Genomic DNA, 26,638 nt, shown 5'->3' on the forward strand with positions numbered 1-26,638 from the left:
TGACACCTGCAGCTCGGATTGCGGCAGGCGAGGTAGGTTTGCTAGTAAAATTGGCTAGGCGACTTGGTGACGGAGTAGGTTCAGTTGGGTTTCATTTCGGACCATTGCTTCGCGAATTTCGGTCTGTTCTCGTTCTGCGGTCTGCTGCAATCGAGTGATTTGGCGGTCCCATTCACTGTTGGCTGTTGTTGCGCAGAGTTTGCTCAATTTGGATTGCAAAGCCGGATCGTAGCGATGGACGAGTGTGTCGTTGGCGGAAACAAGAAACTGTCCGCTGCCGGGTTGCCCTTGGCGACCAGCCCGTCCGAGCAGTTGGCGATCGACTCGAGACGACAGGTTGCGTTCGATCCCGATCACGTGCAGTCCGCCGGCCGCAATCGCATGGTTGTCTGGCACGATGTCGGTGCCGCGTCCTGCCATGTTGGTTGCCACGGTGACTGACCCGTACCGACCGGCGATCGAGACAAGTTCGGACTCGGGCTGATCTTGCAAACCGTTTAACATCCGGTGACTGATTCCGGCGGCTGTTAATGCCGCCGACACTTGATGCGTTTGATCAATCGACTGAGTTCCGATCAAAATCGGTTGCCCAGCCGCTTGGCGTTTGGCAACGTCGGATTGAAGATATCCAAGCTTGTCGGCAAACGAGGCAAAGTACTGCGTCGGCAACTCGTCGCGCTGGGATGGCAAACGAGTTGGGATGCTGTGGACTTGCATCGAGTACGTGTCCAGCCAACTTCTCGACTGGTTCCCTGCCGTTCCGGTCATTCCGCACAGCAACGCGTAGCGACCGAAGTAGCGTTGACGCGAAATGCGTGCCATCGTTTGGCGTTCTTCGGTGATCGTGACGCCTTCGATAATCTGCACGGCTTGGTGCAAGCCTTCGTTCCATTGCCGATCCGGAACGATGCGGCCGGTTGGTCCGTCAACAATTTGAATCTCGCCGTCGCGGACGACGTAGTCGACGTTCTTCTTGAGCAAGTGTTTGGCTCTTAACGCCGCAGTGATGTAACCGTTCCAGGGCCGAGCGAGTTCCCAATTCACAGACGCAGCTTTTCGGCCAAATTGTTCGGCTGCGAAACGTTTTCCCGATTCAGTCAGCCGCAGCGACATGTCGTCGCGATTCGCGACAAAGTGAGTCGACGATTCCATCATCAAGACAGTCTCGTTCGCCCACTGGGCGACAACTTTGGTCTTGTCTTGGTTAGTTGACTGAGAAGCACTTAGCACCAAAGGCGTCATTGCTTCGTCGATCAGCACGCTGTCGACTTCGTCGATGACGGCAACATGGTGGCTTCGCTGGACACGTTTCGACGACGCCTGAGGATGCGACAGCGACTGACGCAAGCGACGACCAAGAATTCGTGGTCCGCGAGCTGCTAGGCCGAGTTGGTCGCGTAGGTAGTCGAACCCCAGTTGGTAGCCAGTCGCGTAGGTAATATCGCACTGGTAGGCGGCGGCTTTCTGGTCGACCGATTGATCCGCATCGGACAGCCCTGTCGTCAGGCCGAGCGATTTGAAAACCGGTTTCAGCAAACGCTGGTCTCGTTCGGCCAAGTATGTGCTGGTGGTTGCGACGTGGACTTGTTGTCCATTTAAAGCATGCACGATCGCCGGGATGGTGCCAGCGATGGTCTTGCCTTCGCCCGTCTGCATTTCAGCGATCCCACCGTCGACCATGGCCGCACCTGCGATCAACTGGACGTCGTAAGCCTCGACTCCTAAGCCGCGGCGAATCGCTTCGCAAGCAAATGCAATGGAGCGACGGTTGCGAGCTGTCGCTGATGCACTTGTTTTTTCGATGGAATCGGCACTGCAGCGATGCTGTTGTGCGCTGGACTTTAGATCCGACGCTGTGAGCGGTCGCAGTTGTTCCGACATTTCGCGAATGGATTGGATGATACGATCAGCGTTACGTTCGCCGATCGTCGTGACCGATCGGCCGTGACCATTCCATGCGCGTCGAATCGTTTCACTCCAAATCGCGAACATTATTCGATGAGTCCCGTTTCGATCATGCCGCCGCTCGATTCCAATTGATACGGGCTGATCGACTCGCTTGGCTGCGATTCGAAAACTGGCTGAACTGACAACGCCGAGACTCGGTACATGTCTTTTTCAACGATCGTGGTTGGAAGTCCCTCAAGGCACGCTGTTCCTTCGACGATTTCTTCGGACTGTAGCAAGGTTCCGGTGGCTCGTTTCAAATTCATCAGCGACAAGTTGTAGGTCGTTTGTGCTTTTGCAAACTCGTACTCGTTTGCTGTGACTTCTGCTTGAGCCCTCAGGACGTCTTCCAAGTACAGTCCGACCGACTGGTTTTTGCCCGGCAAATGAGTCCATCGTTGGCGGACACTGTCTAGCCGTTGGTTGCTGGCCACCATCGACGCAAATTTGGCTTGGGCGTCTCGCTGGGAGGTTCGGACTTCGCGTGCAGCCACCTTCGTTTCCATCAACAGCGTTTCGACCGTCGATCGGAATTGGTTTTGCAGTTGCCGGACCTCAAGTTTCCGACGCGTCAGACGAGCCTTTGCTGCACGATTGTGAATCGGCATCTGATACTGTAAGCCGACGGCGTAGCTTGGCCGCCCAGTATCGAATTGATCCGACCAGGCACCGCCAATGTCGCTATTGCCTCGCAAACCTGCAACGTAAGTCTCACCGATGAAGTCGAACTGAGGCATCAACTCGTTGCGTGACATTCCCAAGCGGATGCACGCAGCACTGATCTGCTTGATCGCTTGCGAGACTTCCGGACGCGACTGCAACGCGGTCGACAACGCATCGCCAATGTCCAACGTGGTTGGGTCGTTGGTCGGCAAGTGCGTGGGAATCATTTCCAGATTCAAGGCCAACGCAAATTCCGGATCGTTCACCAGCGCAAGGATCCGGTCCTGCGCGTTTCGGACCGCCATTTCGGCGCGTACCAAGTCCGACCGACGTTCGGCAACCGCCGCCGACACGCGAAGCAGTTGGCTGCCGACAACATCGACACTCGCTCGAGCCTTCAAATTGACCTCGATCTCTTCGCCCATCTCCAACAGACGTCTCTTCTGCAGCAGCGAAACTCGTTCGAGATATAGCCCCCAGTAGGCTCGCGTGACTTCCAGCAGATGCGATTGCAACTGGCGAGAGAACTCGTCCTTCGCAACGCTCGTATCGATCTTGGCTAAGACGACCAGGCTTTCGTTGTAGACCTTTCCGCGACCACGGGCTAGAGGTTGAACATAGCTAAGCCGGATCCGTGACGTGCCTTGGTTGTTGGGCTGGAAGAACGTGCTGTTGGTGTTCTGGTGTCCCAGATCTTGAGCCACTTCGAAACGGCCGCCAAGCGTGTTTCGGCGAGCCAGTCCGGCGGTTCCCGTCCATTGATGATTTTCGTAGCGGGAGGCGCCGCCCGTGGTCAGCGTATTGCCGACTGGATCGTTAGCATCGTCCCAGCGGGTGTTCATGAACGCCGACCAATCGAACGCGGCGCAGGCTTCGGTGATAGCCGTTTGGCGAATCAAGGGCAGATCGCTAAACACCTTCACTTGTGACGAGTGCTCGAGCGTTCGAATCAACAACGATTCGACATCAACGGGTGTGACCGTCGATGCCGGTTGCATCGGTGATGCCAGCGCATTGTTCCACCAGGGAACATAGTCGGTGGGAATCGCACCGACATTGACCATGCTGGACAATTCAGCAGCGTCGGAAGACGCGGCGTTACTGATGTACGGCTGGAATGATTCCGCCGTCGCAGGTGCGTTGGAATACTGCGCTGTTACAACCGTGGGCGGCAACGAGATTGCTGCCGCTAGTAACGAGGCAGACGATAAGCATGCACGCTGAAATCGTGTCTTCATAGGCTCGAGCATTAGTTTGGTAGACTTCAGCGTGGGGCAAACGTAAAATGAACCACAAGCGAACTTTTCCGCTGCGATACCCTTTCCATCGGGCTATTCGAGATGCAATTGTTAACGGCACGCCGTAACGATCGCATGTACACGTCGCATCGTTTTGTCCACCTAAAACGGAATGCTCAGTTGCGCCGGTTAGCACCCCTCAACTATCAATGCGATGCAACGTTGCTTGACGCGGCGTTGAACTGATAAAGGTGAGCTCGCAGCCCCAAGCTAAGCGGGTTCAAATGAGCCTGGTGCATTGCCTCGACCGTTTCACTTGGCGTCTCTCTCATCACGCCACCGACCGTGGGGCGTTCGGTCATGTAGAGCGAATGATGCGAAGCGGGGTGAAAGTATCGACGCAAGTTGAATCCGGCATCGGCCGCTTCGTTTTGAATCGCGGCGACTTGTTCGATCTCCATTCGATGCGGATGTTTCCAGATCACAGAACCCGGGAACGTCGCCAACCAGTTGCCGCCAACATCGGCGACGACTTGTCGCTCGCCCATCACACGGCCAGATTCATCGTAGATGCGGATGCTAAGGGTCGTGCCAGGTTCGGCCAATCCGCTAAAGATCGGATCGACCGGCAGAGGACGAAGCATGCGATCGGGCCACAACGCGGCGGCTGGCAATCCGTAAGCCTGTTGATCTTCGTGAACGTCTTTGCTGAAGTTCTGGAATGAATCAAAGGCAAATGTTGTCAGCTCGTCGAGAGTCGGCGCGACATTGTTCAGGTAGGTCGTTTCGGGACCACTGAGTCCGTCGTCGGCAACCACCGCAACCGTCACAATCTGGTCCGCCAACGGATCCGCCGGTACTAATGGAACACTGACCGACAAAACCAACGTCCGTGATTGACCGACGTCCAGGTTGCCTACGTTCCAACGAAGGTCGCCGGTTGCCAGGTCAACGGTCGTGTTGCTCGGATCATCACTGGCGATCGAGTTCGGATCGAGAATGTCGATCGGCAGTGTGTCAGTGACGAAGACTCCTGTTCCATCTCGCTGGCCCGTGTTGGTGACAACGATTTCATAAGTAAACGAATCTCCACCGCGTGCTGCTTTGGTCAAGGACGACTTGTTCGTCACCGCATAGTCGACCTGACCCGGATATCCGAAATCGACGGCGTCTTGACTAACGCCGGGGGACAGAGACACCAAAGTTTGGCTGTCTAACGTTCCGTCTAATTCGTAAGTTGATGTTGTGATGACGCTATCGCCAAGCGTCGATGGGTCAACGGTGACTCGGTAGTCGGCCGCGATCAGATGATCGAACGAGTACCGACCGTTTGAATCCGTCAGCATGGCCAATTGATGGTCAAAGTTGCCGTCGCCGTCAAAATCTAGATCAAGCGTCACCAATGCGCCGACGATGCCGCGATCACCGTCAGCAGTGTCAAACACGCCGCCATCAGCGTTATGGTCGATGAAAATGGTGTCACCAATTGAAAGCGTTCCTGCAAAACCGAAATCTTCGTCAAGGTCAACGCCGCCGATCGAAAGCGAAACGTCGACCGTGCCAACCTTCGAATCTGGTCCCGAAATCGCAATGATATCAGCGGGAAGATCCGCATCGCTCGTATCAACCGACACGCGAAAGTCGCCAGCCGGCAGCCGGTCAAACAAGTAGCCGCCCATGCTGTCCGTAATCGTTTGCATTGCGAAGTCGTCGGTCGTTCCGAAGGTATTGTCTGGGCCTGCGTACGTCAGCCGCACGCTAACGTTTGCCAGGCCAGGTTCGCCGGACTGACGGGCACCGTCACCGTCGGAATCTAGCCAAACCAAGTCGCCGATTACCCCTGTTCCACGATATCCGAAATCTACCTCCAGTCGATCGCTGCCCGCGACCGCAATGTTCGATGTTCCGTCGATGATGACGGTTGCATCATCGGTCTCGAACGTTCCAACCATTCCAAGCGGCAAGTCGCCAGCAGTGACCGTCACTCGGTATTGGCCGTTGAACTGATCGAGAAACTGGTAGGCTCCGTTGGCGTCAGTCGTGGTCGTTGAGATTAGGTCGTCACCATCACCGAACAGATTGTTCGATCCGGCGTAGTGCAAAGTAATTTCGACGTTCCCGAGTCCTGGTTCGTCGCCCGATTGAACTCCGTCACCGTCGACATCAAACCAAACGGTGTTGCCGATGTCCCACAGTGCCTCGCCAAAATTCTGGCCAGTCAATCCGGTCAGCGGCAGAGTCACGTTCAAGTTGTTTGGCGAGGTCGTCGTGTAAAGTCCTGGTTGTAGCTGGACGATTTGGTAGTCACCGGCAGGACGATTGATGAAAAGGTAAGTTCCGTCGGCGCCCGTGACTTGAGTTTCCAATAGAGTCGTACCGGACGCGTCCCACAACTGGATCGTAACGCCACCGACGCGAGTGGGCTCGTCGCCTTGCAAGACGCCGTCACGGTTGTCGTCTAAGAATACTGTGCCGCCGATTCCGATCCCTCGTTCACCGAAGTTGTATAGGGTTCCGTCGGTATCTTGATTCAAATTGATGCTGCTGATCACATTGCTAACCGACACGTCGCCGTTACTTAGTGAGCCGTCGGAATGAATGCCGTCGACAAAGTTGGACGGCTGGGTTTCGACAATTCGATATCCTGTTGCGTTGGATGGTCGCAAGTTTGTGAATGTGTAAGCGCCGGTTCCGACGTCGGTTGTGGTGGCCAAGTTGATGCTGTTGCCAAGGTCGTCGGTTCCTAGCAATGAAATAGAGACTCCGCCGATCGCTGTGTCAGTGCCGCCGAACAGGCCATCGTTGTTCTTGTCGTTGAAGACAAATCCCGACAAGCTGGACGGCAAGACTTCACCAAAGTTGTTTTCAGTGCCATCGGTGTCCGATACCACTACGGACGTGATGGTATCGGCACCCAGGGTGCCGCCTTGGCTGCCAACGGAATCAATCCCGTCCAAATATCCAGCCGGTGTCGTCTCGGAAATCTGGTAGCCCGATGAGTCGCTTGGCCGCAGTCCCGTGAACGCATAGTATCCAAGCGTCCCGGCGGCTGACGATGTGGTTGTTGTGATATCCACGGCGACACCCAAATCGTCCGTGCCGGTCAACCGAACTGTGACTCCGCCAAGCCCTGTTTCGCCGGTTCGGCTGCCGTCGTTATCGGTGTCGTGATAGACGTAGCCCGAAACGACGCTGCGGACAACTTCGCCAAAGTTGTAGTTGGTCGCAGTACTGGAAGCGACAAGCTCGATTGACGAATTCGTGTCGTTGGTTGAAACGTTGCCATTGTTCAAACTGCCGTCGGTGTCACGTCCGTCGGCGTAGGCGCGACCGGATGGTGCGTTGAAAGTTGGCTGTGTCTGAGAGACCGTGTAGGTTCCCGGTCGCAGCTTGTCGAACGAGTAAGAACCATCGCTATTGGTAACGACGTTCTGTGCCGTGATGGCACCAAAATCGTCGACGCCGGAAAGCGTAACGGTGACGCCGCCGATGCCGGACTCGCCAACGTCCTTGACGGCATTGTTGTTTGCGTCGTGATAAACGAAGCCGCGAAGTTCGGCCTCTTCGAGTTCGCCAAAATTGTTGTTCAAACCATCGATCTCTGAATTTGATGGTAAAACGATATTGGTGAATCTGTCATTGATCGATGCGTCTCCGCCCGGTGTGCCAATCGTGTCAAGTCCGTCCAGATAATCTTTGCCCGATGTTGCGACGGTTGGCTGGGACTGTTGGATGGAGTACGTGCCGGGACGCAGGTCGACGAAGGAGTACGAACCATCTGCTAACGTCTGGATCGTTGTATCGACAGAGTTCCCCAAGTGGTCATTGCCTTGTAACCTTATGTTGACACCAAGGATGCCTGCTTCCCCTGAATCCTTTACGCCGTCATTGTCAGCGTCAAAGTAGACAAAGCCAGCGAGCGAGTGTTCGCGGATCCGTACTGAATCATTCGACGTATCGCTTCCGTCTGAATCTGGATCAGTGTCATTGCGTTCGCCTGTCACGGCGCCCGACAAAGTGCTGGCCTCTTCGATGGTCGCAGTGTTGATCAAGACTGCGTCGGTTGCGACCGTGTCCAAAAGATCAACGGTGAACGTGAAGGTCGCTGTTGCACCGGCGGCGATGGTGCCACCGGAATACGATAGATTGCCGGTCGAAGAGACATAATTGGCCGTGAACGATGCTGGGTAGTCGACTCCCGAATTCCCCAGCGCTACGCTGTTGCGATCGTACTCGGCGGCGGACAAAATGTCTTGGATTTTCACGTCGTAAGCGTCAGCGAGTCCGGTGTTGGTCACGGACAATTCGATCGTCATCGTTTCGCCTGCGTTAGCAAGCAATGCCACAATGTTCTTGGTGATCGCCAAATTCGATTCGACGACAGCGACATTCACTTGGTTACTTGCAATCGGAGCAACGCCGTCGCCAGCGACATCGATCGTTCCAACGTTTGTCAACGTTGTCTGGCCAGATCCATATCCAACGTTGCTCGCCACGTCGCTTACTTGCGCGGTTACCAAGATCACGAAAGCGTTGTTGCTTGAATCATTGTCGACGGTGGTGTTGATCGTTCCGAACGTGAACTGAACGTCGGCACCGTCCGTCGCTCCACCTGTGATTGTCGGCGTGCCGACCGATCCGGCGTAGTCAGCCGCCAATAAACCGCCCGACGACGCGGCGTCGGTGATGAGTGAGTATCCCGAATAGATCAAGCCAGTTGGCAATTGATCTTCGACAACGAGTCCAGGCGAGGATCCTTCGGGCATGCGGACCACAAACGCGAAAGTCACGTTCTCGCCAATCGTGACATTCGATCCCGACGTTTCCGTCTGGTCGGTACTGAACAACGACTTGTTAAGTGTTACGGGGTTGATCGTGATCGCAGCCGGATCGCTCGCCGTGTAGTCATAGCGAGTGTCCGCCGCATTGGTGCCATCACGTTCGCCATCGTCGAGGGAACTTGCGGACGACCGAGTGACGACGTCTCCATTCAGGCTGGTCCACTGGACCGACGGAGTGTTTGCGATCGATTGGTTAGGTGTGACTTGGCTGGAAATGGTTCCGTCAACAGTGATCGTGACCACGCGTCCCGTTTGCGACTTCAGAAGATCGAAGTCCACGCTGCTCCCAATGGACAACGTGTATCCGGCCGCATCGCTGCCCGACAACACAAAATCGCTTGACGACAAAAGACCGGCAGAATCTGTGACCGAGAAAGTTACGCCCGTGATCGCCGAGTTTCCGCTGGTGACGGTGGGTAACTCATCGACAAAGTCCAAGTCGAACGCATCGACGGGGCCTGGGTTGGACAAAGTGATCGTATAGCGAGCCGAATCGCCTGCGTCGCCAGTCGTTTGGCCTGGATTGCCGGCCACCATGATGGTGTTGTTGATCGCGACCACGGCTTCGCGAACGGTGACGTCAGTTGCATCGACGGTGATTGCCGTTGACGCGTCGCCGCCCCACTGGAATGTCGCCGAGTTGTCCAACGCCGTGTTGGCTTGGTTGCTGGCCACGTTCAAGACAACGGCTTGATAACGCAGCGTGATCGTGCCATCGGTGTCGTTTGCAACGTTCGCGTCGGTGACGGTGCCTAGGTTCCAGGTAATCACTTGTCCATCCGACGTGACCACTGGTGTCGTCGACCCAGAGTAGGTGACGTCGTTGGACGAACTAGACACCATTCCTAAAAAGGCAAGTCCGGCGTCGAGCGTGTCGACAATAGTCGCACCAGGCACCGTGGCCTCGGGGAAGGTCACCGTCAATTCATAAGTCACCAGTTCGCCGATGACGACGTCCAAGTTGCCATTGGAAGCGTTGACGATCTCGCTAGAAACAAGCGTCTTGGTCAGTGCCGTCACGGCGTCGATTGTTACGGTCGCCAAATCCGAATCAAAGTAATCGTTCGGGTTGCCGGAAGCTCCGCCTGATCCGTTTCGTTCGCCCGAAGTTGCACCGCTGGTTGAATCGTAGGTTGTCGATCCGGTTTCGCCCATTCCGTTGTTGGTACTTAGACCATTGATCGACGCAAGCGAACTGCCGGTTGCGTTGGCACCGGTTCCAAACTCGCCCGGCAAACTGCTGTAGATGACGGTGGCGTTGTTTTGCAGCGTTTCTTCCGGCTCGACGGCGATGTTGATCGTTGCCGTGTAGACGACCACGACTTCTTCGCCTTCGTTAACTCGGTCAAACGTCAGGTCCAGAGTGTTGCCGGACGAAGCGTTCGTTGGCGTCACATTGACGCCCGCTTTGGTGGTAGACGTGATCGATCCGAAAGTCATGTTGGTCGGCAACGTGTCGGTCAACCGAACATCGAATGCATCGCTGTTGTTGATTGATGAAGTTGGCGTGAATTTGATTGTGTAAGTAATCGTGTCGCCAGCATCGCCGGAAGATGAACTTGCCGTCTTGTTGACATTGTTGATCAAGGGTTCGACGATCGTGATCGCCGGACGAGCGCCGCTGGCGATCGAATAGAACGCGGTTGCGCCTGTGTTGATTGTTAGAGAATTGTAAAGAGTCTCGCCGGCGTCATTGCGCGCGGTCGCATTTTGGCTGTTGTTATTGACCAACGCGTTGAACTCGATGATGACGTACTCGGCGTTCGTGTCACTTTCTGAGTTCACGATGTCACCCAGCTTGAAGCTGAAGTCAGATCCGGGCGCGTAGTTATCGTTGTTGGCTGTGGACTGAGTCGAAAGTGCTGCGTCGGGCAGGACAAAGGTTGGCGTGACCGACGAGGACGTCGATGCCAGGCCAACGCCGGACAGCATCGATGAGGTGATCGAATCAGTGTCCGAAACCAATGCGATGGTTGCTGTGCCGTCGTCGATGAATGTCAATCCGGATGGCAATTGGTCACGGATCTGCATGTCGGACACGCTTCCTTCGGGCAGAAGCACGGAAATGCGGTATCGTACGATTTCACCGATCGTGACTCGTTCCCGCCCGCTCTCAAATCCCGTGTCTGCTTCGCTGGTTGCGACGATCGTTTTCGTTGCGTTTACATTGCTGATGGTGACCGAGGCGTCATCGGTCAGGTCGATTTCGGTGTGATCGGCACCGCTTTCGCGGCCGGCGTAATTGAAGAGCGTCGCGGTGTTGACGAGCGTTTCGTTTGGCGCCACGGCTGTATCGGCAATAGCGTCATAGAAAACGATGACGACATTGCGGCCACTCGCTGCGTCGTATCCATCGATCGCACCTCCATTGGTGCCGTCCGGATTTGCCGGCGTCGCGCCAGGGTCACTGAGTTCGATGCCACCGCCGAACAAGCCCGGATCGCCTCCATCAACGTCGCTGAACCCGACCGACGCACCCGTTCCATCGACGATTTGCAGACTGCCGCCAACGTATGTCATTCCGGTCGGCAGCAGGTCGCGAAGCTGGACATCGAACGCGCCCGTCTGGCTGTTGCCCGTGTTTTCAATCACGATGGCATATCGCACGATATCACCAGCATCAATGCCGCTGGTGATGTCGGCGTTGATTCCTTGGATCGCCAAATCGTCGGATCCGATTGTGCCGCCACTAAATGGTGATCCGATGGTTCCGGCGGTTGCAAACGAAATCCCCGATGGTCCAACCACGTCACTGAACGAAACGCCGGCCTGGTTGGTGCTGACGACACCTTTTTGGATGCTAAGCGACGGCTGGGTGACTTCGATTTGAATGATTCGGTCGATGATCGTTGGGGTTTGCTGTGTCGTGCCTTCCTCGACTCGGACGATGTTGGTCAGGAACAATCCATCGGCAGTTGGTTCGTCCTGCGCTGTGACGCTTAAGTACAGCTCGATCGTATTCCCTTGGCTTGTCGGATCATCGTAGTCGCCAAAGAAGATCTCGACGCCGTTACTGTTGTTGACCGTCACGGTCGGAACGATATTTGAGTTTGGGGAAACTGAGTTGTAGAACGTATCGCCTGCACCAAACTCGATCTCGCCCGAGCCCGGGACCGCGGAATCAAACGAGTTGCTAATGTTGAAAGTCCAAGAATCACCGCCGACACCGTCAGCGTTGTGGTCGTCGGCGCTAAAGATTGGCAACGGCAGGAAGTCGGTAAGTACTAAATCCTCGAAGTCACTGGTCGGAACTTCGTATCGAATTCGGTACGTCACAAGGTCCCCTGCAACCAAGACAGGTAACCCGTTGTCGCCCATAGGCAAGGTCGTGTTTCCGTTGATCGCGTAGACTTCCTTTGTCAGCGTACCGCTGCGAATCGCGATGCTCGCCGAGCTGTCATCGCTCTCGGTGCCAATCACGTTGGTGATGTCGCCGGTCAAACCATTGATCTCTGCATTCTCGCGCGTGGTTCCAGAAATTTGCAACGTACTGTTGGTGATGACGTCACCTTGGTCGACACTTCGGTCGCCGGATTGGAACGTGTCGCTGTAGTCTTCTTGGATCACCGTGCGAAAGCGAATCGTCCCAGTGGCCGCACCACGATTGATATTGTCGTCGTCATCAAGCGTCAGCCCACCCTGCAGCACGCCATCAACCGCACCGCTATCGACCAGCACTTTTGAAATGTCAAACGTCAACGACGTTGACCCATCGCTGCCGTCCGGTGTTACACCATCTTCGCTGCCATCATCGGACGTGTTGATCTGTGTTTGGTCGACGACCAACGTGGTCGTACCGTCGACATTGGCGACTTCATGAACGGTGAATGTCCCTGAAACGTTGCCATTTGAATCTGTAATGTCGAAAGTTGCGCCGTACGTAAAGTCGAATCTTTGGCCATCCTGGAAAGTGTCATTGACGATCAGATCCCCGAACGTGAAATAGTCCGAAATTTGGAATGTCATCGTGTACTCTAACGTGTCGCCTGGTGTTGCACCGGTATTTCCGGTGTCGGTAATCACCGCAACTGATTTCTGAATCGCAATTGACTTGTCATCAAGCGTGTGCTCAAAGCCGGTTGGATCAGCGACAGCATTGTCGGTTCCGCCGGCGTCTCGAATGTCGGTCGGAGTCCAATCGCCCATCGCTTTGGCGTCATTAAAAGACCGTGAATCCGGATTAGACACGGTGTCATCTTCGCCGTCGGTTGGGATGACACGATTCGACGCGGCGTCAAATTCCGCGACATAGAAGCTGAACTGAACCCGCACGTCCGTCGATGAAGCCGATCCCGTGACCGGGTTTGTCAACGTGACTATCAACTCTTGATTGGCACCTGGTCCAGTCAACGTTGATAAGTTGTCGGTGTAGGAAGCGACGACGCCACCGACAGTGACACTATCAATCGATGTGACCACGATGTTGTCGGGTAAAGAATCGATGATATCCAGATTGGCGATTACTTGTCCCGAGGCGATATCGACGTCGATTTGGTATCGTCGCTCGAAGCTTGGCCCAGTCGCGGTCTCGGACTCGGGCCCAAGATAGGTTTTGCTAAGCGTCATTAGTGTCGGTGTCACCGCCATCTGCTGCGTCCAGCTTTGCGACGCGACGGCGGTGTCCGTCACGTTGTTCACCGTGTCGCTCAGCAATGAGGGATCGGTCGACGGATTGTCGAGAGCATCTTCGCCATATCGAAAACCGCTTCGAGCCTGCACGACAAGGGCATTACCTAAGTCCGCCAATTCGCTGACCGTTGCCGAGACTTGAACCACGATCTCAGGCTGTCCGAATGTTACAGAGCCAAATGGCAACTCAATCACCACCAACTTGTCGCCCGCGACACCGGTGATCTCAAGCGGTTGACCACTGCTGTCAACTGCAAAGGGATGATAGACAACGCCAGTTCCGCCGCCGTCGTCCGGAAACGTCAATTCAACGACGTTGAGTGATTGCCCCAAATACGTGGCATTGTTGAAATCGATTCCGTCTGCGGTGTCGCCGCCCGCCGCACCATCGGCTCCATTGACCGGAAAGATTAGATCGATAAATGGCCCGTATCCGGTGTCGGCACCGGTATTGTCGAACACGACGGTGAACTGAAAGTCACTGCCGATCTGTATGTCCTGATCCGCAGAAATTGTGACCTCGGGACCGGCCGCTAAGACGCTTTCGTAGGAAGCTTGAATTTGAGCCGAAAACGGAATCGACACATTGATCGATCCTGTTTCGTATTCCAGTGTCCAGTCGCCGCCTAAGTCCACGTTGCCAGTGTCATTCGAACTCGCGGCAACGTCTGCTGACATCAGCATCGCAAGCGAGTCAACAAAAAATTGACCTTCGTCCGACTGAGCAACGTCACAGCCATAGATCAACAAGTCGCCGCCTTCGCCGAGTGACGCGCCCCACATGGCGACATCGCCGGCGTGTGCGGCAAGGTTGTCGTTGGTCAACCACGTGCTGCCGATCCGAACCGATGCATCTTCCCCGTGCGAAATCAGATGAATCGCGTCGAGTCCCTGCCGCAATTTCAGCAGTTCTGTGATCTGCTGGACGCCTTCTTTATCGCTGTCCAAAAAGACGATTTCCAGACTGCTGGCACTGTCCTGATTCTGCATCAAGTCATCGACGAGTTCTTGATAGTTGTCGACGCTGGTGTCAACGATCAATAGTTCGTTGCGAGTGACCTTAGCAACGGAACGGGAACTGGATCGAAGTTCACTTGACGAGGAACTTGCCAGATCTGCATCGGCCGAGGCGGCATCTTCCGCGTAGGCATGAACGGATGCGTCAAATGAGCTAGCGCCGGCACTGGCGTCGACTTCTTCGCCGTTAACGGAGGCGTCCATCGCAGCATCAAAGAGGACACGGTCCTCGAGCTTACGAAGGATCAGGGACGATGCGCGCTTGCGCAGGCGTCTTGGTAACGTCATGTCAATTTTCTCGGAGCTTCGTGCTTCGGTCGGGTTCCACCCATCAGAGGCTGACAAGTCCCAGCGGGACAGAGTCAGGGGGCAAACAACCCTAGCTCACGAATCTGGGTTAGGCAAAAAAATGGAGCTAGCGAAGCTCTACTTTTTGCGAAACCGGTTTGGGTTGCGATGACTTTGACGAATCTTACGGTTTGTCATCGCATTGACGTTCTTGATTGATGCGGCGGTGCCAGTTCGCTAGCTGGGACTGACACGTTTACGGCGCAGTTGGCCATTGTTGAACGCGACGGCCAAGGCGGCAGGAACTTCGCCTTCGGCGAGTACAAACAGGGCTTGGTTTTCGGTGACCTTGGCCTTCATTTGCTGTTCAAGAGCAACGGCTTCGGCGCGTTGTCCTTCGGCGTGCGCCCGCGCGATCCGCATGTCGGCCGCGGCTTGGTCGGTTTGCAGGCGAGCACCGATGTTTTCGCCCACATCGATGTCGTAGATATCGATCGACACAATTGCAAACGCAGTGTTCGCATCTAGCCCATTGGAAAGTGCGCCTTTTGAGATTCGGGCCGGCTGTTCAAGAACGTCCATGTGAGTCTCGGCTGATCCGATTGCCGTGATGATGCCTTGCCCAACGCGTGCGACGATCGTTTCTTCGGTCGCACCACCAATCAGTTGATCCAAGTTGGTACGCACGGTCACGCGAGCACCAACTCGCAGTTCGACTCCGTTCTTGGCGACGGCGCTTAGCGTCGCTGCGCTTCCTTGTCGGTCACTAGGACAGTGGATCACTCGCGGCGAGACACTTGTTTGTACGGCCAACAGCACATCGCGTCCGGCCAAGTCGATGGCCGCGGCACGGTCAAAGTCCAAATCGATGTTCGCGCGATGTGCGGCAATTTGCGCTTGCACCACGTTCATCACATCGCCGCCGGCCAAGTGGTGGGATTGCAGACGCTCGGTGCTCATGCCCGAGCGGCGATCGATCGACAAGCCGGCTTGTCTTGCCATGATCTTCGCCGTGACGATCAAACGCTGATCGATGCCCAAGAAGGTCATCGCGATCAGGCTGGTCCAGCTGACGTCAGCACCCGACATGTAAGCCTGGAACCAATACGATCCCCATTTGGCAAAAATACCAACTACGAAAATCGCTGCAAACAAGGCGACGATACTAAGGCCGGCGATCCATGTCGACGAGCCGGGGAAACTCACTGCCGCAATCATATCCATTGCTGCTGCATCCTTTGTGGTGAGCAGAATCATGCAGCATGTTGAAAAAACGACTGTTTCCGACAGAGGCCTACCCCAAGTTGTACTTCAAATGCATCGTGCAACGCAGGGCGGGATCAAAAACCCGGCAAGACGCAGGCTTTTTAAGGCAATTTAACGAGAAATTGGCGTCGACTCGATGCTCTTGTCCGTGCCGTGGCTGCCTAGCGAGCCAGCGATTTCACGACCGGTCCCTCTCGGTTGGTCCCACATCTTCCCGGCTAGTCCCACAGTCGACGAGCAAACCGGCGGCTAAGGGTTTGCGATTGACCGGTTCCGTGAGGCTGCATCGATAGTTGAAACCCGATGCAGGCCGACGGGTTGTCGCTGGGTGATAGGACTTTGAACACGATCGAATTGGCGCTTGCGATCGCTTTGCACGATTCCAAAGTTACGGAACTTCGGATCTGTTTTGATGACACGCCGAACAGTTGAGTCTGCAAGGCGAAATCCGTTTCTACTCTAAGCTCAAGTCTCGACTTGTCAGCGTCAAACTCAATCGTGACCTTCGGGGACAATTCCTGATTCGGGTTGCTCGTGCGAAAGATGACCAGAAGGCTAGCGAGTAACACATCAAACTGAACGCGATCGATCATCACATGGAAAGGGGCATCAGGCCGTTGGAATTCAATCCATGAATCAAGTGTCGCGTTGAACTTCGAAACGAAGTCTTCGATCAAGACTACTAAGTCCCATTTTTTCAAATTCGAAAACCATGGTGACACCGCTTCTTTGAGGGTTGCGATCGTTTCTGACGCACTGGCCGAAGCGTCCTGCAGCAGATCCAAGCACGGCTTGATTGCTTCGGCGGTGTCGGTGCCGGCGTTGCGACGCATCTCGATGATGGACACTGCGTTTTGAATCACGTGAATCGGCTGGCTTAGTTCATGAGAAATCGATGCCGTCCACTGAGCCATTGCGGCTGAGTTGGCTTCGTCGGTCAATCGTTGAACCTCGCTCCGGTGGATTCGGATCATGCTGAGGATCGCGTACCGACCTGATTCTAATTTGCGCAGCGAGCAAATGGCTTGATGTCTTTCAAGTCGGCGGACCAGCGCGTCGCCGTCAACGTCCAATTGGCCGATTTCGGATATCGTGAGTCGGACTTTTTCGAGACAGCTTTGCACATCAATCGCGTCGAGCATCGCTTCGCCAACCGAAAACAAATCTCGCGCCACGTTGTTGATCGCCAACAGTGACATCTCCCCGCGTTCGAGCGAGAAAATGGCGTAACCGTCTTCTTGGGAACCAAATTGGTGTTCCCAAAGTACGTTGGCAATGTCCATGAATGGCCCGTACGGCAACAATTAGAAAGCGAGCACAGTCGTGTTCGCAGAGGGCAAATGAGGAGGATGCAAGAATGTCCGATAAGTGAACACCCCCCAACAGAGAAAGAGGGTTGGGATCGCAGGGCATTCAGTCAACCGTTTGCCCCGGCCCGCTAACCACCATGCAAATGGCGGTCGCGGACACAGTTGTTGAATGCTGCCCCTGCGAAACCGTGGTTTGGCATCGGCGATTCCAGAGCGAAGACGCCGTGCCTCCAGCGAGAGTATCGGCCTGAAAGCCGCCTTGATCAATCGCTTTTGAGCGGATTTGCGGTCATCCGCGATTCTTTGGGCTTGGGCAGGGTGCGCGAATCTGTTTGGAGCATGTGTGAATCTAATCTGCGTTGCTCCTGTTTCAGCAATGGTCCCACGTGTTTGGGGAAGATCGTGACAGCCTAGTGCACCGGAGCCGACTTTGCGCAGGAAAGTCCCTGGGCCTCCGACGTGCATCGACACATCGCAAACTTTACTCGGATTGACCTGCCAGCCAGACTTTGACCATTCCAGCGATCGAATTGACGTCAAATTTCTTAAGAATTCTCGCCCTCCGAGCTTCGATGGTTCGCAGACTGACATCCAGTTTGGATGCGATAACCTTGTTCGCTAATCCGTCGAGCAACAATCTTGCTACTTCAATTTCATGTCCATCTAGAGACTCAATTTTCGTCTTTGCATCACTTCGCTCGGCATCCAGCACGCTATTGCGAGCGTCCAAGCGGATGGCTTCCAAGATTCCTGCCCACAGTTTTTCGTTGCTGCAAGGTTTTTCGATCAAGCTAATCGCTCCGCCGCGTATCGCCCGAACAGTCATCTGGGTATCGGGGAATGCGGTGACGACCACGACGGGGATCGTCAAACTTGCAGTCTGCAATGTCTCGATCAACTCAATGCCGGACATGCCTGGCATTCGTTGGTCTGTCACGATGCACGCAGGTCGTTCTCCTCTGTAATCAGCTAAGAACGCTTCGGCGGAAGAGTAGTCCTGTACAGGCAGAGACATAGTTTTGATCGTTTCAACGATCATTTTTCGAGAGTTATCGTCATCATCGATGACAAATACGATTGGACCCTGCATCACATCGCCCATTTGTTGGGTGCCGCAGTTGAACCGGTTCCCTGGATCCGCCGCCAAACGGAAGTTTCACGTAACAGCGTAAGAGTACTACAGCCGACATTACCACACTCTGTTGGGGATTTCAATGCCTTAGCATCGGGCTATGTGCCATGACGCACATCGTTTTTTTATTCAGTCGCGGTCAGCTTGGCGTCGCGAAACCAGACTGGCTTTGTGTCTAAACCTGCGCACGACCTACTTTGCTCGAAACACAATCTGTTTCGCTTCCCATGTTGCGGTTACGCCCGCCATGTTTGCGATCGTGTCAATCAGTTCTTTTAATGTTTGATCGACAGCCTCGATTGTGATGATTCGTTCACAAGTGGACGCTGCGTCAGCTTGGATCACACAAGTTCGGTTGGCAGCTTGGCAAAGTTGCGTCAGCGCGTTTCTAGCGGACGTCGTTGACTTCAGCGAGAAACGCGGCTCGTCAGTTGCACCAGCAGCGTCTGGTTGGTTTGCGGCGCGTCCATTTGCATCTATCGCTGGGGCGGTGGCGAGCATCGCTTGGGTTGCGATCCGGTGTGCCGTCGCGAGTGCGTGCACTTCGAGTCCTCCGTCGGCTGGGCGGATGCGAGCCGCCGGGTCGCTCGCCATGACGGCGCGGCGAATGGACGCCAAGTCGGGTGACTCATAGCGACGTCGAAACCGTTCGCTCATTTTCGCTTTGGGGTGCGGCGCGCGGTTGTCACTATTTGTGTTGGTTGTTTCGGTTACCGATTTGCCCAACTCGACAGAAAAGAATTGGTGACGGACTAGCGCTTCGGCAACCGAGCGATCAATTTGTTTCCACTCGGCCGCAGGCCAAAGGTCATGCGGCAACGTGGTATCGGAGTTAGTGGGCGGCGATTGTTTCGACTTGTTTTCGTTTGAAAATATGGTTGCAGCAAGTGCTTCGGTGGGTGTCGAGAGCCGTGGCCACCGGATGTCGGCTAATTCCGGTGTTTGCCTGGCTGTCTTGTTTGCCGCCTGCACCAAGTCGATGGTCACCGCATCGACCCAGTCTGCGGGGCCGATGATTACGACTCCCGCCACGTATTGAACCTCACAATTCGCAGCCTTAGCGATTTGCTGGATCGCGGCGAACGTCGTCGGTCCAACTGGGCCCGTCTTGATCGTTACCGACGGGTCGACGCTACGGCAAACCCACAGATTGACGTCAGCACCGCTGGCCAGGCGTACCAATGCATCACGCCGTTTCAGTCCATCGACAATCCCCTGCATCGGCGCCGCTAGCCGAGCGGCCGACGGGTCTCGTAGCGACAGTTCAGACGCTCGGTAGGACTTGTTATCTGCCGCAAATATGGCGGAACAAAACAGCAAACCGGACGCCATCCCCACTACCGTGCCCAATAGTCCCAGCAGTCGAGCGGTCTCAAACCCCAAATTTCTTACGAAATTTTGGCCGGTGGATGCCGAATCTGACGGTTTGGCGGCTCTTGGTCTCAACATTGGATAGCCTGGGCATTTTGCGTTGTGATGGAATCCATGTCGGGTGATGTCTGTCATCACTCGTGCATGATCGCCGTCGGATCGGTTTGTAAGCGAGCGCTGGTGCCACCGATTGAGCCTGCCGGATGCGTTTGGTGCCGTTAAATACGCCTATCTGGTAGTGGAATGTGTCTCCCATCAGACACGAAACTCGCTCGGGATGCAGCGATCCGAGCCCATTGTAGCCTGTCAAGCAAGCCGATTCGTGGGCGATTATGGTCGACTCGACTGGCAACCTGGCGATACCAATGAACCGTCCAGCGGGGCTACGGCAAGGCCGGCGAATTTGCCACTAAGGCCAATCTAGGTCATTCGAACCGTACATTTGTCGATCTCGGCCTCTGTGATTTGCATCTGGCGCAGTCGCGCACGCTGGGGGCATGGCTTGTCCGGCAACTGCAGGTGACTAATATGCCCACCGATAGCAATGTCGTTCTGAGTTTATGGCGTTGCCGGAGTGTGACGCGAAAACCATATGACGGAGAGACTGTGACTACACCCCTGGTTCGGACCACTCATCTTGCAGCCGCGTATCGTCGTTATCTCAACTCAGCCGATGCGCCCCGATTTGCTTCGGATGTTGACGATCGATATTGCGGATCAACATTGACTTCGTTGCTTCGCCGCGGTGACGTTGAACTTCGTCGTGCAGCCGCATTGTCATTAGGAACGCTTGGCGATCATTCTGCGATCGAGCCACTCGGACGCGCACTGGGCGATTCGGATCGTGGTGTCCGATTGGCGGCGGATGATTCGTTCCGTGCCCTATTGGTTCGCGACGCCGCGCCGCTGCATCATCAGCAGTTGTTGAAAGTCATGCACCTCAATGATGGTGGCGAGTACGCAGGGGCACTCGCGCCGACCATGATTTTGGTCGACCAAGCACCACGTTACGCCGAGGCGCACCATCAGCTCGCGATCTGCTGGCACGGTCTGGAAAACTTTTTTCAAGCTGAGGCCGCTTACACAGCTTGCCTGTGGCATTGCCGATATCACTATCCGGCATGGCAAGGTCTGGCGCGATGCCGTTTGATGTTGGGCGACGGAGAGGCGGCGATCTCGGCACTGAAGCGTTGCTTGGACATTTGTCCGGATATCGAGAACGCCCGAGCCCAGATTCGCATCATCGAACGTAAGTTGCGCCAAGCCAACGATTCTTGAGCGTAGACATCTGAATGCGTGCGTCAGTTTGCCCCTTTTGATTTGCGAGTTTCGCGAATGAGTTACGACGAACCGTTGGTAGGCGGGCTGTCGATCGTGATGTCGATGATGGCCATGTTCATTGCGGTTGGTCCTTGGGACCAGCCCTACCAATTGAAAACCATCCACGCGGTCCAGCATCGTTTCGGTAAGTTGGCCGCGCGAATCGTGTGGGCTGCAATCGCGATCGCTGCCATGGCCGCCGGAATCGCGATCCTTTCGGGCATGCGGCCAAGCTATGCCACGCAAACGGTTACAACCGCCGAATAGTCGCCGGTTCATAGCCGTCGGTTCCTCGTTCGGTTCGGACGTTCGTTTCACACACGCGAGCGCGCACAAAAAAACCTTGCGAAGAAGACGTTCGCAAGGTTTTCAAATTCTAAACCGTTCGTTCCTGTTCCACTACGGATTGGATTCTTGGACAGCAGTTTCCATCACCTTGATGGCTGCGTCGACGTAGCGGTCGTAGCTGTTTTCGAAGTGCAACATCGCGGCTTTGTCAGCGAAGAAGAACATACGGCGGTTGGTAGGATCTTGCAGAGCCCATTCGCGTTTGCCTTGAACGATGACGCGTTCTTCGAAGAACCGTACCACGTCGATTTCATTCAGCATCGGCGTGTAAGGAATCGGCTTGGCCAAGAACGTTGCCATCTTTTCTTTGCTGGCGAATAGATACAGTTTGCCGAGGTGAATCACACCAAACTCTGGACTTCCTTCGACCCACTTGGCGTCGTCGACCACCGTAACAGCACAATAGCCGTCCATTGCCAGTTCGGGCTGTGATGCATCCGTGGCGATTGCAGCGGATGCATTCGAATTGGTTGCCTTTGAAACTGCTGCGTTCGCTGCAGTCGCAGCGGCAGCAAGCGGAGCCGATACGCTGATCGATGGAGTCTTCGTTTCCGGTCCACTAAGTTGCTCAGGAAGCGACATCGCCAGGTCTTCGACACGCGAGCTGGCAAGCTTGGTGTTGTCAGCAATCGTCGAAACTGATTTTGGAAGTTCCAGGCTGCTGGCTTTCTTTTCGACAGCTAGCTTGGCCGAGTCAATCGCTTCGCTTGCAGCGACTTGCTGAGTTGCGATCTTCGTCGATGCTGGAGTAACCGCATAAGTTGGTGCCGCAACGGCCGATTTGGCTGGTATCGAGGCTGGTGCAGCAGTTGGAGCGTTCGAAGCAATTGCTGACGATGAAGCGGCCGCCGGGTTGGGGGCGGGCAAGTTCGAAAGCGTGCTTGCCAACATCGCGGTGTAGCGAGTCGCTTCTTGCGGGCTGACGCCGTGCGACAAAGTCTTGCCGTCGGTCGTGACAATCACGTCCATCGGAAACTTAGTGACTTTGAACATCTCGGCCAGTTTTGGACTTTGCCCAGCGTGAACTTTCACGGCGACAAAGTTTTGCGAGATCGAAGCGTTGACGCGTTCGTCTTGGAACGCTCCCGCTTCCAGCTTGTCGCACCAGCTGCAATTATCGGTGAAGAAATGCAACAGCAACAGTTTGCCTTCGGCCTGAGCCTGGGCGTGTGCAGTGCGAAGATTGGTTTGCCAAGCGATTTCGGCGTTGGCGGGGCTAACGACCAATAGCGTGATCGCCAACGTGGTCATCAGAGTGAGGGCTACCGCTTTCATGAAATCTGCTTCCTAATCGGCCAGTGGCATCGTGAATCTTGTTTTGGGAGGCGAAAACACTTTCCGCGCTGTTGTCGTATCGGCCATGCCGCTGGTAACACTTCAGTCGATTCTGATGAAAGTGCAGATTAGGTCGACTTTGATGATTAGGCGGGCGTGATGGCTCGGACAGCTGAGTGTCGAATGCACGTAAAACACGGAATTTTTGTGTCTCCCGTCGACGGCTGAGGTATTAAAACCCCCGCGATTGTCCGCCCGCGGGGTTTGACTACGACGAAAGATGTGGTCGCATGTCCACTCGTGTTTCACGCTGGACTTGACAAGACCAGCGCAACGGGTATATTTCAGAAAAGTCATGAAGGTACTCTCTTGTTACCCGTGTTCGATGACAACGATGTTGCGACCGGGTTCTAAAAGACTCCTCTCCCTGGACGACCTGACACCGTCCTTCTCAAATAGCGATCACGCTCGATCAATTAATTTCGATGCGACCGCACGATCTCAAAGGCGAAATTTGCCTGCCGAGGAAACTGGCACGAGATCGGAACTGAGAAAGGATGCCCAGGTCAGATCAATTGTTTCGGAGCATTACAACGGTTCGATAGACCGTTTGCTCTAAGGGTGATTCCTTTGGCGGCATAAAATGCCGCGTCGGGGATTACTGAATTCGAGTGTGATTCGCAGCCAATTGCTGCGTGTTGCGTTAGAGAAACTTGTTGAAACTCGTTTTCGATTCGACCAGTCACTCCGATGGAAATGAACCGCGATTTCCATTTCCGGAGTTCAACTCCTTCTTTCCTTCGATGCGGCACTTCTTCAATCTCGCTGATCTCTCTGCAGGCACAGGCCTCACGTCATCTGGTTTTCTGGACTGACATGATGCGTTTTGTTCCCCGCAAAAATTGACCAGTCTTCTGGATGACAAATGGCAAAGAAACGCACCAATCGCAATCGGAATGGTTCCGGAAATCAAGGCAACGGCAGTCCCAATGGCGGATCCGGTAACGGCGGCGGCTACAACGGTGGCGGAGGCGGCGGAAACGCAAATGGTGGTGGCGGCGGAGGAAGCGGCAAGCCTCGCGTTCGGAGACGTCGCCGAGGTGGTGGCGGTGGCGGAGGCGGCGGAGGAAACTCAAACGGTGGCGGCGGAGTAGATCGCGAACCGGAAATCGCCAACGATGCACCGCTCGTCGAAGGCGAAGGCATTCTGGAATTGCACCCCAACGGATATGGTTTTCTGCGAACTGCCGAAAGTAACTATTCTCGCGAACGAAGCGATCCGTTTGTGCCCGGCACGATGATCGAAAAGTTCGGCCTTCGCCAAGGTGTCTATATCAAGGCGATGGTTCAAGAAGCACGCCGCCAACAGGGGCCGCGTGTTCGTGAAATTTTAGAAGTCGAAGGCATCAAGCCAGAAGACTATCCCGAAGTCGCCAACTTCGACAATTTGACAGCGATCAATCCCGAAAAATGGCTGCGGCTCGAAACGGGACAGCGCCCCATCACGAACCGCGTCATCGATTTGCTCGCTCCGATGGGATTGGGGCAACGAGCTTTGATCGTCGCACCGCCTCGCAGCGGTAAAACGATCATGTTGCAGGACATCGCCAGCGGAATCGCAGCGAATCATCCAGATGTCAAATTGATGGTGCTGTTGATCGACGAACGACCGGAGGAAGTCACGGATATGAAGCGAAGCATTGTCGGTGGCGAAGTCATCGCAAGCTCGTTAGACATGGATGTCGAAAGTCACGTTCGACTGAGCCAGTTGGTCATTGATCGGGCCAAGCGTATCGCTGAATCGGGCCAAGATGTCTTTCTGATGCTCGATTCGATCACGCGTTTGGCGCGGGCGTTCAACAAATGGGTTGGCCGAGGCGGACGCGGTGGCGCGACCATGTCGGGCGGCTTGGACATCAAGGCGATGGACATTCCGAAAAAGCTGTTTGCGACCGCACGTGCCTTCCAGGAAGGCGGATCGTTGACGATCGTCGGCACTTGTCTGGTCGATACGAATAGCCGCATGGACGAAGCGATTTTTCAAGAGTTCAAAGGCACCGGTAATATGGAATTGGTGCTGGACCGTAAACTCGCCGACCGCCGTGTTTGGCCGTCGATCGACATTTCGCAAAGCGGTACACGCCGCGAAGAACTGTTGCACGACGAAGAAACTTACGAAGCCGTTACGATGCTCCGCCGGACGCTCAGCTCGATGCATCCGTGCGATGCGATGGAACAGTTGACCAAACAACTGGGCCGTTTTGTCAGTAACGATGAATTTATTAAGCTGATCAGTGGCGCGAAAACGTCGCTGTAATTGCCTGATTCGTGGACTCTTTGACGACCGCTGACCCGCAACCTCGATTGCGGGAACCGGTTGTCCGAAATCGGCACTCCGCGAGCTGGATTTGCAATTGCCGAGGCGCTTTGAAACGAAGCAAACCCGACCTTGCAAAATACTGTCTTAAACGCCAAAATAAGCGTACGCGAAAATCACCCGGAGGATAAGCGAATGGTGAGCGGCCTCACTGGAACTGAGGTACCCCGCAAGGGGCTGCGAGTTCGAGTCTCGTGTCCTCCGCTTTGATGCAAAACACCCCAGGCAACGCAAGTTCCCTGGGGTGTTTTTGTTTGTCTAAGATATATTCTTAGATCAATCGAATACGTGGTTCATTCGAGCCGCCGCTTATCGCAACTCGCGCCATCCCACCGGCTGTGTCCATGCTTGTTGTTTCTGGCCGGTGAACGATGGATCTTTCGGTGGTTCGCTGCTGGTCACCACCGCGCGAAGATACAGTTCTTTGCCAGTCATCGTGTACTTAGCCGATGTTTGATCTGAAGTGGCCACGACGACTCCGATCCGGTGCTCGTCAATCGACTCCGATTCCTTTCCATCCTCGCTGGATTGATTTGCAAGGGATGCGATGAAGTCCGTTCGATAGGTAACGCCAGGCTGTGCGTCGATTTCGATTGCCAGAGTTTTTGTCGAGTCATCGAAACGTACGTCGGTCAGCGAAACACCGCTGGACGCATAGAAGTCGCCCCGCTTCATCGCGCGAATCAAATGCTCGGGTGTCAAATATCGGCTGCGAACCATTACCCATCCGCGACCCGGACGCGAGCCCGGTTTGCCGTGGTACTCATGGGAATCATCGGTGGCGATTCCCATCATTGGTGGAATATTCAGCGAGTTTTGCCGGATCGCGTTGATCAGATCCCACATTCGCTCGATGCTGGGGTGATCATCGTCACCGAGTTGGTTCACACCCGGGTGTCCGTTGTAAACTTCGAAAAACTGTTCAGAAATCACCGCCGCCAAGTCTTCCGCTGTGATCGCATATCCAAAGTTGGGATGATTCACGTGAGGCAGGACTTCACGTCCATGCGACTTCTCGTGTTCTAGGATTGCTCGCAGATTGTTTTCGATGGTTTCGCGAACCGTGTCGCCACCGACTGGCTGTAACGCTTCGGCAACGTTGGTGGCATTGATGTGGACCGGCTTTCCTTCGGATTTGTCGCTAATCTCCTCTGCTGGAATTAGGATGAATTTTCCCGATTGTTCCAGCAAATATCGAAATTCGTCGAGCGGTTTCAAACGCACTTGATGGTCTTTTTCGCCGGTCTCGCCGGTTGTTTCGACCCAGTCCTCGCCAAACCGCTGGCGATACCGATCCAAGATTCCAGCGTCACTTCGCTCGATAATTTTCGCCATCGGCATCCAACGCATCCCCTCGCTTAGCACGTTGTGATCGGTGAGCGCTAGAAAGTGGTAGCCTCGTTCGCGATACCAGTCCGCAATCATTTCGGGGAACTGGTCACCGTCGCTCCAAAGCGAATGCGTGTGCAGATTCCCTTTCCACCAAGTTGCAGGCAGCCTGGTGGAAGGTGGATCAGTGGAAGGAAGTTGCTTTTCCGGTTCGTCTGCAAAAACGTTGCACGCAAAAGTTAACGTCAAAACGATCAAAAGTGTCCACGGTCGCATCGCATTTATCT

12 protein-coding genes and 1 tRNA gene are annotated in these 26,638 nt (G+C 54.9%); 4 read left to right on the forward strand and 9 right to left on the reverse strand.

Annotation, left to right across the window (positions count from 1 at the left end):
* Positions 1-54 precede the first annotated feature (54 nt).
* The 7 genes from Poly59_RS15040 to Poly59_RS15070 all read right to left on the reverse strand — a co-directional run bounded on the left by Poly59_RS15040 (position 55) and on the right by Poly59_RS15070 (position 19,780).
* Entirely contained in the window at positions 55-1,992 is a 1,938-nt protein-coding gene (locus Poly59_RS15040) for a preprotein translocase subunit SecA (RefSeq protein ID WP_146534921.1), read from the reverse strand.
* Positions 1,992-3,848 carry a TolC family protein gene (locus Poly59_RS15045; RefSeq protein ID WP_186776279.1) on the reverse strand — a complete coding sequence of 619 codons (1,857 nt, stop codon included), beginning with the start codon at positions 3,846-3,848 and terminating at the stop codon, positions 1,992-1,994. Before Poly59_RS15045 ends, Poly59_RS15040 begins: the two co-directional genes overlap by 1 nt.
* Positions 3,849-4,054: 206 nt before the next feature.
* Positions 4,055-14,623 carry an SdrD B-like domain-containing protein gene (locus tag Poly59_RS15050; protein WP_146534923.1) on the reverse strand — a complete coding sequence of 3,523 codons (10,569 nt, stop codon included), beginning with the start codon at positions 14,621-14,623 and terminating at the stop codon, positions 4,055-4,057.
* 237 nt (positions 14,624-14,860) lie between these two features.
* The gene (gene floA, locus Poly59_RS15055; protein WP_390621487.1) at positions 14,861-15,841 is read right to left on the reverse strand and encodes a flotillin-like protein FloA; all 981 of its coding nucleotides are present in this window, start codon (positions 15,839-15,841) and stop codon (positions 14,861-14,863) included.
* A 266-nt stretch (positions 15,842-16,107) separates the two neighbouring features.
* Entirely contained in the window at positions 16,108-17,172 is a 1,065-nt protein-coding gene (locus Poly59_RS15060) for a sensor histidine kinase (RefSeq protein ID WP_146534925.1), read from the reverse strand.
* A gap of 508 nt (positions 17,173-17,680) precedes the next feature.
* Positions 17,681-18,301 (reverse strand): response regulator transcription factor, encoded by a 621-nt coding sequence (locus Poly59_RS15065; protein ID WP_315852595.1) that lies wholly within the window; start codon positions 18,299-18,301, stop codon positions 17,681-17,683.
* Between the two features lie 222 nt (positions 18,302-18,523).
* The gene (locus Poly59_RS15070; protein ID WP_146534927.1) at positions 18,524-19,780 is read right to left on the reverse strand and encodes a hypothetical protein; all 1,257 of its coding nucleotides are present in this window, start codon (positions 19,778-19,780) and stop codon (positions 18,524-18,526) included.
* 528 nt (positions 19,781-20,308) lie between these two features.
* Between Poly59_RS15070 and Poly59_RS15075 the strand changes: the two genes are divergently transcribed.
* Positions 20,309-20,980, forward strand: a complete 672-nt coding sequence (locus tag Poly59_RS15075) for a HEAT repeat domain-containing protein (RefSeq protein ID WP_246151665.1) — start codon at positions 20,309-20,311, stop codon at positions 20,978-20,980.
* Between the two features lie 57 nt (positions 20,981-21,037).
* Positions 21,038-21,289, forward strand: coding sequence for a hypothetical protein (locus Poly59_RS15080; RefSeq protein WP_146534929.1), 252 nt, complete (start codon positions 21,038-21,040; stop codon positions 21,287-21,289).
* Between the two features lie 132 nt (positions 21,290-21,421).
* Here Poly59_RS15080 and Poly59_RS15085 read toward each other — a convergent pair whose 3' ends face one another.
* Positions 21,422-22,645 (reverse strand): DUF255 domain-containing protein, encoded by a 1,224-nt coding sequence (locus Poly59_RS15085; protein WP_246151666.1) that lies wholly within the window; start codon positions 22,643-22,645, stop codon positions 21,422-21,424.
* Between the two features lie 925 nt (positions 22,646-23,570).
* Here Poly59_RS15085 and rho point away from each other — a divergent pair.
* Positions 23,571-24,962 (forward strand): transcription termination factor Rho, encoded by a 1,392-nt coding sequence (rho, locus tag Poly59_RS15090; RefSeq protein WP_146534930.1) that lies wholly within the window; start codon positions 23,571-23,573, stop codon positions 24,960-24,962.
* A gap of 182 nt (positions 24,963-25,144) precedes the next feature.
* Positions 25,145-25,226, forward strand: a tRNA-Ser gene (locus Poly59_RS29565).
* Positions 25,227-25,331: 105 nt separating this feature from the next.
* On the opposite strand, the gene Poly59_RS15095 is transcribed toward Poly59_RS29565, so the two are convergent.
* Positions 25,332-26,627: a CehA/McbA family metallohydrolase domain-containing protein gene (locus tag Poly59_RS15095; RefSeq protein ID WP_246151667.1), complete on the reverse strand. Its 1,296-nt coding sequence runs from the start codon at positions 26,625-26,627 to the stop codon at positions 25,332-25,334.
* Between the last annotated feature and the right edge of the window lie 11 nt (positions 26,628-26,638).

This window comes from Rubripirellula reticaptiva (assembly GCF_007860175.1).
In the GTDB taxonomy this organism is placed as follows: domain Bacteria; phylum Planctomycetota; class Planctomycetia; order Pirellulales; family Pirellulaceae; genus Rubripirellula; species Rubripirellula reticaptiva.